Annotated in this window: 4 protein-coding genes; 2 read left to right on the top strand and 2 right to left on the bottom strand. The window is 43.2% G+C overall.

Annotated features, from left to right (window positions below; translation table 11 throughout):
* Positions 1–13: 13 nt before the first annotated feature.
* Both P2W82_RS20175 and P2W82_RS20170 read right to left on the bottom strand, forming a co-directional pair.
* Positions 14–352 (bottom strand): four helix bundle protein, encoded by a 339-nt coding sequence (locus P2W82_RS20175; protein ID WP_336517741.1) that lies wholly within the window; start codon positions 350–352, stop codon positions 14–16.
* 248 nt (positions 353–600) lie between these two features.
* Positions 601–5,718, bottom strand: coding sequence for a PKD domain-containing protein (locus tag P2W82_RS20170; RefSeq protein WP_336517740.1), 5,118 nt, complete (start codon positions 5,716–5,718; stop codon positions 601–603).
* Positions 5,719–6,817: 1,099 nt separating this feature from the next.
* On the opposite strand from P2W82_RS20170, the gene P2W82_RS20165 reads away from it, so the two are divergent.
* Positions 6,818–9,199: an FtsX-like permease family protein gene (locus P2W82_RS20165; RefSeq protein ID WP_336517739.1), complete on the top strand. Its 2,382-nt coding sequence runs from the start codon at positions 6,818–6,820 to the stop codon at positions 9,197–9,199.
* A 318-nt stretch (positions 9,200–9,517) separates the two neighbouring features.
* Positions 9,518–11,911 (top strand): ABC transporter permease, encoded by a 2,394-nt coding sequence (locus P2W82_RS20160; protein ID WP_336517738.1) that lies wholly within the window; start codon positions 9,518–9,520, stop codon positions 11,909–11,911.
* Positions 11,912–11,959 lie beyond the last annotated feature (48 nt).

The raw sequence follows: 11,959 nt of genomic DNA, 5'->3' as shown, positions 1-11,959 counted from the left end.
TCCAATGAAACAGTTATGAAGAAAGTTTTGACAAACTCTTAAATACTTCAGTTAAAACAGATTTTGCAGAAACTGTGATTTCGGATTGAACGTATTGCAAAGCAATTGCGGCTTCAATTTGTGCGTCGATTTCGATGGCCGACGACCTTGCTATTTCATAAAATCTCTTTCGATCGGCGACCGATTTTCGCGAAGATCCTTCTGTAATATTTGAAATGACAGAAATTGCAGCTCTTCGGATTTGTGCCTTTAACGCATATTTCGCTGCGCGACAAATTTGATTTTTGAGATTAAATCTTTCTGAAGGCGGAAGTTTATCTGCGAGCAAGCAGACTTGCTTAGTCAGTTCCATTCTGTTTGACAAACTATTAAGCCACGATAACTAAGATATTCGATGAATTATTGTAGTACAAAATAGCATCAGAATTATCCGATAACAATGTCAAAACAACGCTATTCCAGGTATTTTGCACAGCTAAAAAGTTTTTGCCTTTAAAAACAGTTCCCTAAATAATCTTTCGCAAAGAACATCCGCGACATCGTTTTGCCGTGTTGGAATTAAAAAAAGAGGTGGCTGTTAACTTAGCCACCTCTTTTTAATTATTGCTTTATCACTTTGAGCACTTTCACCTTGTCACCCTGTATCACTTTAATATAATATACACCAGGCCGGTAATTCTGACCCATTCTTAACTGTTGTCCATTATTTACTCTTTCCATTTTTTCAATCAACTTACCATCTCCATCATATGCACCCACCCATAGTCGATCTTTGGCTGAACTGTTGACGTTGATATTGAAGTAATGCGTGCTTGGGTTCGGCAACACTTTTACTTCCCATGGTACGGAGCCATCCGCGCTCAGGCCCACCGCGGTTCTTGACATGGCTCCCGTCGCTGCACTAACGGTAACGGTCATTGTATCAGGAAGACTTGCCGCATTCAGGTTATCTGCAACGGTAAGGCTGAATGCATATGAACCCGGTATAAGTCCACTGACTGTTGGTGCGGGTACTGTCGCATTGCTGAACACCGCCGTATTCGGTCCGGATACCTGGCGCCAGCGATAATTTCTTATACTACCATTGTCTGTTCCGGACCCATTGAGCTGTACCGTACTTACCGGAGCTGTAATCGTCTGATCAGCACCAGCATTTGCCAGCGGTCGCGGATTCACAACAGACACTACTACTCTATCAGCCACACTTGGTTGATCCAGGTTATCGGTAACAATAAGACTGAATACATATGCGCCCTGCACAAGACCACTTACGGTCGGTGCGGCAATGATTTTACTATTGAACACCGCCGTATTTGGTCCGCTGACTTGTGTCCAGCTGTAAGTTTTAATAGTTCCATTGTCAGTGCCTGATCCATTGAGCTTAGTAGTGCTTACAGGAACGATGATCTGTTGATCTGTGCCCGCATTCGCCACCGGCGCAGGGTTGCTGACGGTAACAATCACCCGGTCAGCTGCACTCGGCAGACCAAGATTGTCTGTCACCACCAGGCTGAATACATAGGTACCCTGAATAAGGCCGCCAACCGTCGGGTCAGCAATAGTCTTACTATTAAATGTCGCTGTGTTTGGCCCGCTTACCTGGCTCCATGTGTATCCTTTGATGCTAACATCGTCTGTACCGGAACCAATCAATTTAGAAGTGCTTGCAGGCAGGAAAACTTTCTGATCGACACCTGCATTGGCAACCGGCCGTGCATTTGGAACAGGTCCCAAGGTAAGAATTTCGATACCTGAAAGCTTAGGATTCTCAATACCGGCAACCAGGTTGAAATTGAGTACACCATCTGTTACATTGATCGCCCGATCAATGGCCAGCGCTGTATTTGCTCCACCTGCACTACTGAATATATCCAGGTTTGGTATAGATGCCTGTCCGTTTTCGATATTTACGGAGAATACCCTACTACCAGCTTCGGTCCAGAAAATCTCCGCGAAATGCAATCTTAATGTGTACTTACCATTCGGCACCGGTATCGCATAGCTGACATTACCCCAACGCTCAGTCTGATACAACTGGTCGTTGGTAGTTCCGGCTATCGGATCGGTGCTGCTGTAAACATCACCACCGGTGAAATACTGATCAGCCTGCCAGGCGATGCCTGCAGATGTATATGCAGGTCCGCCTGCGTTAATGCGGAACAATGGCGTACCCGTTGATGCAGCCTTAACGGTAACGGTCACCTGATCTGCAACGCTCGCCAGGTCAAGGTTATCTGTTACAACCAGATTGAACACATATACTCCAACCACAAGTCCACTCACCGTAGGAGCGGCAATTGTTTTACCGGAGAATACCGCAGTGTTTGGACCACTTGCCTGGCTCCAGGTATAAGTTTTTATACTTCCATCATCGGTACCGGATCCATTTAATTTAACGCTACTTGCAGGACTTGTTATCGTTTGATCAACACCAGCATTCGCTATTGGTTTTTGATTAGCAATCGTAACATTGCTGGCGCCGGGAGTAATCTTAGTGAAAGCCTGGATCGTATTGCCTCCATCAGGAACTCTTCCTTCCGATACGTCTGAAGTTTGAGCGCCAAACGTGAGACCATTAATCAGGGAGCTAACCCCGCCCTGTAGCTGACTCAGCCCGATATCTTCACCTCCCGCACCAAGTTTAATATTGACATGCAACGCGCCCTGCGATGGCTGTTCATCAGCATATAAAAGCTTAAATCCACCTGCCGGAATAACGGTCAGATCCGGACGGTTTGTTGGTATCTGCCATTTTCCAGGATTTGAAAGATTATCGGTGATGAATAATCCACCAATATCAATTGCATTGCTTGTCGAGTTATAGATTTCAATCCAATCTTCAAATTCGCCAAACTCATCAGTATTGCTCGCATTGTTGCTTGCGAGATATTCATTTATGTACAACCCGGTGACCAGCGGAATTGTATTGAATTTTGCTGGTGTAGGTGTTACAAACGACTTTAGATTTGTCGAACCATCCGGATATCTTCCGAAACTTGTATTCGGTGCAATGCTTCCATATTGCAGCTGATCTATTACATATGGCGCGGCGCCATCGTTGCTGACTAATGCAATATTTCCACCGGTAGCATTTAAGGTTAACCCGATGTGTAACGGACCCTGTGCCGGTTGATTATCTGCCCACAGAATAATGTAACCATTCGCCGGTATTGTCGTAGAAGCCGGAGAATTTGAAGGTATCTGGAAAAGAAGCTGGTTCGACAGATTATTTGTGATGTACAGTCCGCCAATATTTACCGGGGATGCATTTTTATTAAATATTTCTATCCAGGGATCATGTTCACCTTTTTCATCAGTAATTCCGTTTGTATTGAGTGCTGCAACTTCATTGATATATACGCCACTGATCTGTGTGATAAGATTGGCAGCTCCCGGTGTTGGTGTAGTGAAAGTCCTGACAGTCGTAGAGCCATCAGGAAATGATCCGGTAGAAACATCTGCACTCTGCGCTCCAAAGCTTAGTTGATCAATGTATGTGGGAGTACCATCGATCATCATCGCCAAACCAATAGATTCACCGCTGGCGCTGAGTTTTACATTAACATGCAAAACGCCTTCCGTTGGTTGATTATCTGCCCAAAGAAGTAAATAACCTTTCGGTGGAATAGTAGTTTTCGCAGGATCAGTATTCGGTATCTGGTACAAAACCGGATTTGATAAAAGATCCGTTATGTACATCCCACCAATATTCACTGGCTGCGTTCCTTTGTTGTAAATCTCGATCCAATCTTCATGTACGCCGCTTTCGTCAACAATTCCCTCGCTATTGCTCGCGAGGAATTCATTTATTTTCAGCTGCGGGAAGAAATACGTGCCTTCATGTAGCGATGACCAGTTGGTGCCATCATACACCCTGGCTTTTATCACAGTAAAATCGCCTGTAATACTGACTGCTCCGGAGTACTTAACTGCATCTGAGGAAATTGACCCGTTTGCATTTTTCGGATCATTTCCGGTTTTTGTGTAATAAATAGATCCGGCAGCATTTGGGTTCGTTATAGTCAACGTCGTGGGTGTGGCGGTAGCTCCGCCTTCGCGACTGAACGACGGAGGAAGTAATAGTGAAAAATATCCTTCAGCAATCAATGCATTGACAAATCGCTGAACATTACCTTGCATAAGCGTCTTCACACGGTTCACTTCAGGCGTCCAATGATCATTTTTTGTCCTGGTGACTCCATCATTCAGCGCATCGCCCCACCTCGCAGACTCAGCGATAATTGCATTGCTGATAAAATTATTCAGCGTCGTCCATCTGCTTACAGAAGCAGCATCGGTTAATGCTCCATTATTAAAACAATGTTTGGATACCCTGTCAGCAAACAGACTCATGAACTGAGGATTCTTTCTCAATGAATGCCAGAGTTTCGCCAGGAGACTTGTTCCCGTTGTTTGATTGCTTCTGAAATCCGGATGAACCCATGCGCCATTGTTACTTCCGTTGGTTACATCCCATGACCATTCGCAATCCCATGCGAAATATTTATTTGGAGTAGGTGATGGAACATTTCTGTTACCTCCCTGGAAATTATTCTGCGGCCAATCCGTCATCCCGGTAAACCAGGTAAGGATCAGGTAGTCGATAAAATTTTCTACATCAAGGTATCCCTGCATTTCATTGTAGTTAGCTGCAATGGACATGTCTTTATTTACAAGCGTACCTGACAGATAATTGAAACGCGTTGCATCACCACTCCGCACCCCATCAGAGTCGAAACTCAACCAATCTTCAAAATTTCCTCCGAAATATTTCGCCTGGAATCCGGCATCGGGCCTTTCCGAAGGATTATAAAGTCCCCAATACAACCCGTCAACATAGAGATGTACAAAAGTTCCGTGGGAACCGTAGCCGGTCATTGCGATCTGAGCATCCCGGTACCATTGATCCCGTGTGTACGCTGTTCTGTCGGGGTTCCAGTTCCTTGCCCATGACCGGTTATTGCCCGCGCGTAAAACTACTTTGGCTTTATTGAACTGATCCGTGGCTGTTGCACTGTTTAATGGTGCATTCCTGAAAATTTTAGAGATAACTCCTGCGCCACCAGGAGCATTGTCGAATGTTAAACGCAAAGAACGTTTTAAACGCAGATGACTATGTGCTTCAATTCCTACTTCAAACTGCTCATTAAGTCCCGGGCTGTTGGCATAAATAATTTCTGCAGATGCCAGTACTTCAATGTCACCGTCATACATTGTTTGAAAACTGTTCTTATCAAGAACAATTGATAATGTCGGAATTTCTTTCAGGCCCTTTATCAGATCTTCACTGTATGCCGGATTGTCTGCAATGGCTGGGTCCATTTCATAATCATGAATGGCAGTTGCGGTTCCGCTTCCCAAAGCATAAGGCTTATTAGGCCAGCCGGCAATATTGGCAGGCTGATGAATTACACTGTTCAGAAAGATATAGGATTGCGTTTGGACTGCAGAAGCCGATCCTCCGGATACAGCAATGGCGCGGAGTACTGTTGTTGTGGTAATACTGATCGGGCCCGAGTAGACTGTTCCCGTGTTTATCGTTGGCGCAGTACCGTTAGTGGTGTATCTGATCTGCTGACCAGCGTCGCCCGATATCGTCAGTGAAAATGGCGCATCATAAAATCCACGTTGGTGAGAAAAACCGATTGACTGAGAAAATAAAATAGCAGGAAGAAAAATAAGAAATAAACAGGATAGCAATGGCTTTAGTGCATTCATACATCAAGCGTTTAGTTTTGATAAAATACAAGAAATAAAAACCAATACCGTCAAACGTACAGGTCGGACAATTAAAAGAAGTAAGCGGAAAAACGGTGTACTTAAAAGGATGTATGAATAGGCGTTATGATGAAGTTATAAGATTTTATAATAAACAAAACGAGTTGTTAAAAAAATAAATCCGAAACTACATTTTTGTCTGAAACTGTAAATAAGATTCCACAGTGTGATGCTGAATTTCAACAGGTAAGGGATCCGGCAAAAAAATTGTATACAGTGAAACAATTTTTTTGCGACTGGTGTCCAATTAATTTTCCAGGAAAGTATTAGCGTAAAAGATATACAGGGAAACAGATACAACTTATTATTCTATATTTTTATCAACCAGATGTCTGATATAACGACAAAGTTCAGGCGAAGTTGAATACCCTCTTTCCTTCCTCGAAAATTCTGTTGAACCTGTCAAAACAAATTTCCGTCTTTGCATCACCATTAAAATGGATTGTCAATTTAGTTCCAGGGTCAATATTTTCATCTGAATTATTATTCCGATCACATTGACTCAGCATTCTTTCAAATTTCTCTGCGCTGGTGATATCAGAAATCGTAACAGTCGTTATAAATGAGCCAGTGAACTTTTCAAAAGATCCACATGAAATTGAAAAATCTTCGGAAATCGCATGAAGAATTATAGATTTTATGCAGTCGTGAATTTTCGCGTTCGGAGGAAGTTCGCAAGCAACAGGCATCCTAAGAATAAACATTATTCCCATTCGAAATTTCAGTTTTGATGTCAATTAAATGAGTTTAGCAATTTAAGGGTAAGAAAGGGTTAGTGCCATGAGCGAAAAGATTCCAGGTGTGTCACCGAATCTATCAAAACAGGCAGCCATCGGTTTTTTACACGATTCGCGCAGGTTTCATAAAATTTCCACGCATCTACGAAACTTGCCGTAATCGGACACTGACTGTCCGTTTTCGGACAGTACGAACAGGTCACAACTCCCGAAACCCGCTCTGGTATTGAATTCTAAGTCTGGCACTGTTTCCGCTCAATCTTTCGGACCATATTTCGCCATTTCGACAAAACCAGGCTGCTATGCTCAAAAACTTCTTCCGGACGGCATTACGAAGCATATTCCGACAGAAAACGTACAGTATTCTCAACCTGACCGGACTTGCCCTCGGGATCGCTTGCGGGCTGCTATTGTCCATGCACATCAAAGAAGAAATGAGTTATGAAAAATTCGTTCCCGGACACGAGCGGATCTTTCGTATGGTGACCACCGAATGGTCCAAATCGAACCCACCGCTTGCGGGCGAGATGCAAAAGTTTTTTCCGGAAATAGCATCTACTGCCCGCCTTGCTGATGCGGGATCACCTGTAGTAAATGTCGGTCCTGAAAAAAAAATGGAAGCGAAAGGTTACTGGGCCGATTCGTCTGTAATCGCAGTGTTTGGATTAAAACCGGTCGTTGGCGATCCGGTCAAAGCACTGAGTGAAATGAATAGCGTAGTGCTTGGCAGAAATATGGCCGAAAAACTGTTTGGCAAAGAAGATCCGATCGGGAAAGAAATCATCGTCAATGCAGAAGATAAAAAATTTGTTCGCGCTGTTATTGAAGATATTCCAGCCAACAGTCATTTGAAGTTCGACTACCTGCTTTCGATGACGACATTCAATTCATTTGTCCCACCCAACTGGTTGAATAATCGCGGTTGGATGTTTGGCTGGACCTATGTAAAATTCAAAAATGAATCCGGCGTCAACCAGGCGAGAGCAAAATTCAACGAATTCTGGAAAATTTATCGCGGTGGAAACGCAGATACTACCGGACTTGCAGCAGAAGCAGCCAGTAATAAATTTCAGGCGCTGACAGATATCCACCTGAAATCAAACCTCATCCAGGAAATGGGACCCAACAGCAGTGATGTGTACATCTATATTCTTATCGCTGTTGAAATATTAATTCTGTTGATTGCCTGTGTCAACTTTATTAATCTTTTCACAACACAATCAATGAAAAGACTTCGTGAAGTTGCAGTTCGTAAAATACTCGGCGCACAGAAAAAGCAATTGATCGTTCAGTTTCTCGGGGAAGCACTATTACTGACTCTTATCGCCGGACTATTGGCCATAGTAATTTACCAGGCCACATTGCCAGTGTACAACAGTTTAACCGGTAAACAAGTACCGGCTACTGATGTTTTCCAGCCAGGAAATATGCTGATCTTCTTTTTGATCATCCTGGGTACAGGTCTTATTTCGGGTATTTTTCCTGCACTCTTCGTAACAAAATTTGATCCGTCATCATCACTCAAAGGATTGAGATTACCCGGCTCCGGCGCAGGATACGTAAGGAAAAGTCTTGTCGTTTTTCAGTTTACGATGGCGGCATTTCTGATCATAAGCACAGTTGTGATCTATCAGCAGCTGACCCTCTTTCACAATAAACAATTGGGCTTTGACAAAGACCAGGTACTCGTGGTAAAATCCTACGGTGAACTGAAAAATAAACTGGTAAAGCAGCCGGAAACTGTAAAAAAAGAATTGCTTTCCGGACCGGGAATATTAGCCATCGGCCAATCTTCCAACCTGATCGGCGATGATCTCAGTGTGGAAAGTGTAGTACCGGTGGATTCTGTTGTGGGTGATAATTTTCCTTCCGTACGTGTGTTCAGAATAGATGAAAATTACCTTGATGTAATGAAGGTTAAGCTCGCGGCAGGTCGCAATTTTTCTAAAGACTATAATGATTCAGCCAGTTTTATCATCAATGAAAAAGCAGCTGCATTGATGGGTTTAAAAAATCCGATCGGATCGCGCATCAATAACCAGACTATGAATCTGCAGGGAACTGTAGTGGGCGTAATAAAAGATTTTCATTTTCAATCGTTACATAATCAGATCGAGCCACTGGTGCTGGAATACAGACCTACTTGGGGCGATAATCTCATGATCAAAATTGCGGCTGGCCAGACCGCAGCAGCGATACCCTTCATTCAGCAAAAAATCAATGCACTCGCCCCGGGTACACTTTTCCGTTATGGGTTTCTGGATGAAAAAATTTCAGGATTATATAAGAAGGAAGACCAGATCAGTGAGGTTATGAAAATTTTTGCAGGACTCGCCATTTTCATATCCTGCCTTGGACTTTTCGGACTCGCTGCACATTCAACGGAAACACGAACCAAAGAAATCGGGATCAGGAAAGTGATTGGAGCTGGCAATGCACGATTGGTAAAATTGCTGTCAAAAGATTTTTTCATCCTGGTACTGATCGGGAATCTTGTATCCTGGCCCATCGCATGGTATGCCACTCATAAATGGCTGGAGTCGTTCAAATATCAAACGGATGTGCAATGGAGTGTATTTGCTATTTCTGCAATTGCTACGTTGCTTGTTGCAGCAGCAACGATTGCATGGCATTGTATCAGGGCGGCGAATGCGAATCCCGTGAATTCGTTGCGGGCTGAATAATCAGGCAATAGTAAGTAGGCAACAGGCAAAAGGGAACAGCCAGGCAACAGATTGTTTTAAGTATCAAACATAATAGTGAACTGCGGATAATTCAGGAAGGCAGGATCAATTCTTACATACATAAAAAAATAAAAAAGCTGCAGCTCCAAACGAACAACGAAAAACAATGAACGAACAACGGTGAACCGGCTGTCCCAAACAACAAGCAATGAACTATAAAACATATTGTAAATAATTCACAAACTAACGAATCCTAACGTTAAGCACTAGACGCAAACGTTTAACTTAACACTTATAACCTACAACATATTACTTATCATGATCAGGAACTATTTCAAAGTAGCGTGGAGAAACCTCAGGAAGCACAAATCGTATACGACAATCAATGTTATCGGATTGGCCATGGGTCTTGCCTGTAGTATTTTGATATTTACTATCGTCAGTTTTCATCTCAACTTCGATCAGTTTCACAATGACAGTGATCGCATCTATCGTTTAACTTCTAAATGGACTGGGGAAACAACGAACTATTCTCCTGCTGTACCACAGCCGCTGGGCAAAGCATTTCGTAACGAATTTGATTTTGCAGAAAAAACAGCGCGCGTTGTTCATTATCGCAACAGGCTTGTTTCATTACAGAACGATCCACAGAACCGGAAATTCATTGAAGAAGATGGTGTTGTTTATACGGAGCCGGAATACTTCGAAATATTCAACTACCCTGTTTTAAGATCCGATAAAGCCAGGCTGCTTAGCAATCCAAACGAAGCGCTGATTACAGAGAACATCGCGAAGAAATATTACGGAACCGAAGATCCGATCGGGAAAGTCATCAAGGTGAATAACAATACCAATTTCACCATCAAGGGAATTCTCAAAAATATTCCTGGCAATTCTGATCGTCGGCAGGAGATATATCTTTCCTATGATAACCTGAAAGATGAAAACAGGTGGCTCGCCAGCGATAGCAGCTGGGGCGGTGTATACAGCGGGTCACAGGCCTATACCAAACTGAAACCAAATATCAACAAAGCGCAGGTAGATAAAGGATTAAAACTGATCGTTAACAAAAATTATGAAGGCAGAGATCAGAAGGAATGGAATTTTGTTGTACAGCCCCTTGCGGATATTCATTTCAACCAGGACCTGGATGGCGCCGCCGATAAAAATTATCTCTGGGCACTCTCCATCATCGGTATTTTCCTGATCATCACTGCATGTGTGAACTTTATTAACCTCGCTACTGCCCAGGCATTGAATCGTGCAAAAGAAATCGGCGTACGCAAAGTTCTGGGAAGTATGAAATCACAACTATTCTGGCAATTCATTACAGAAACCGCCATCATCAGTATGATTGCTGTATTCATCGCCTATGGCGTTGCAAAACTTGGACTGCCACCATTGAACACATTACTGGAGTCCAATATGAGCCTGGAATTTTTCAGCAGCTATAAGGTTCCGCTGTTCCTTTTATTGACTACATTATTTATCATTTTTTTATCCGGCTCCTATCCTGGACTTGTTCTCGCAAGATTTGCTCCGATCACTGCACTGAAAAGCAAGCTATCGCAAAAAAGTATCGGCGGATTTTCACTGCGCCGCGTGCTGGTAGTAACACAATTTGCCATCTCTCAATTGCTGATTATCGGTACCATAGTCATAGCTGCGCAGATGAATTATTCAAAATCAACGGACCTGGGATTCAGCAAGGATGCGATTGTGATGTTGCCCATGCCGGGAAATAATTTCATTACCAAGCAGACGTTAAAAAATGAAATTGCAAAAATCCCGGGTGTAGAAAAAACAACACTATGCTACCAGGCACCAGCTTCCGGTTCCAATAGCAACACGGGAGTTCGTTACGATAATCGAGCTGAAACCGAACACTGGTCTATCAATATGAAGCAGGCAGACGATAAATATCTTTCCACCTTTGATATTCCGCTTGTTGCCGGTCGTAACTTCTTCCCTTCAGATACAACAAAAGAATTTTTAGTTAACGAAACGTTTGTAAAAAAACTCAACATCACCGATCCTGACCAGGTATTGGGAAAAATGATTGCAGTGAATGGGGATAACATAAAAGCACCCATCGTAGGTGTGGTAAAAGACTTTTACAATTATTCCTTCCGCAGTGAGATCGCAGCGATCTGTATCATGCCGAATAATGACAGCTACAGCAATCTCGCTGTAAAACTGAATGCGAATTCTATGCAGTCATCCCTTGCAGCAATAGAAAAATTGTGGAACAGTGCATATCCCGATTATCTCTTTTCAAGGGAATTCCTTGATGAAAGAATAGAAAGATTCTATCGCATGGACACCGTGATGTATAATCTCATCCGCGCATTTTCCCTGATAGCCATTGTTATCGGTTGCCTTGGATTGTATGGGCTTGTATCCTTCATGGCCGTCCGGAAAACCAAAGAAATTGGTGTACGCAAAGTTCTCGGTGCAGGAATGGGTAATATCCTCTGGATCTTTGGAAAAGAGTTCGCCCGTTTGCTCCTGGTTGCTTTCGTTGTGGCTGCGCCGTTAGCCTGGTGGGTAATGAACAATTACCTGAAAGAATTTACATATCGTACTCATATAGGGCCAGGGATATTCCTGATGGCCATAGGAGTAACTATAGTGATTGCAACAGTTACCGTAGGCTATCGTTCGCTCAGGGCAGCTTCGGCGAACCCGGTGAAGAGTTTGCGGACGGAGTAACGTTCAACGTTCAAGGTTCAACGTTCAACGTTAAACGTTAAACGTTGA

The sequence above is a fragment of the Pollutibacter soli genome (assembly GCA_029269725.1).
GTDB classification, from domain to species: domain Bacteria; phylum Bacteroidota; class Bacteroidia; order Chitinophagales; family Chitinophagaceae; genus Pollutibacter; species Pollutibacter soli.
The sequence above is the reverse complement of the archived record's forward strand: the minus strand, read 5'-3'. Positions and strand labels throughout refer to the sequence as shown.

Bases quoted from the DNA above. Each gene is read 5' to 3' on its own strand.
- P2W82_RS20175 (WP_336517741.1), bottom strand. From the start codon at position 352: ATGGAACTGACTAAGCAAGTCTGCTTGCTCGCAGATAAACTTCCGCCT.
- P2W82_RS20170 (WP_336517740.1), bottom strand. From the start codon at position 5,718: ATGAATGCACTAAAGCCATTGCTATCCTGTTTATTTCTTATTTTTCTT.
- P2W82_RS20165 (WP_336517739.1), top strand. From the start codon at position 6,818: ATGCTCAAAAACTTCTTCCGGACGGCATTACGAAGCATATTCCGACAG.
- P2W82_RS20160 (WP_336517738.1), top strand. From the start codon at position 9,518: ATGATCAGGAACTATTTCAAAGTAGCGTGGAGAAACCTCAGGAAGCAC.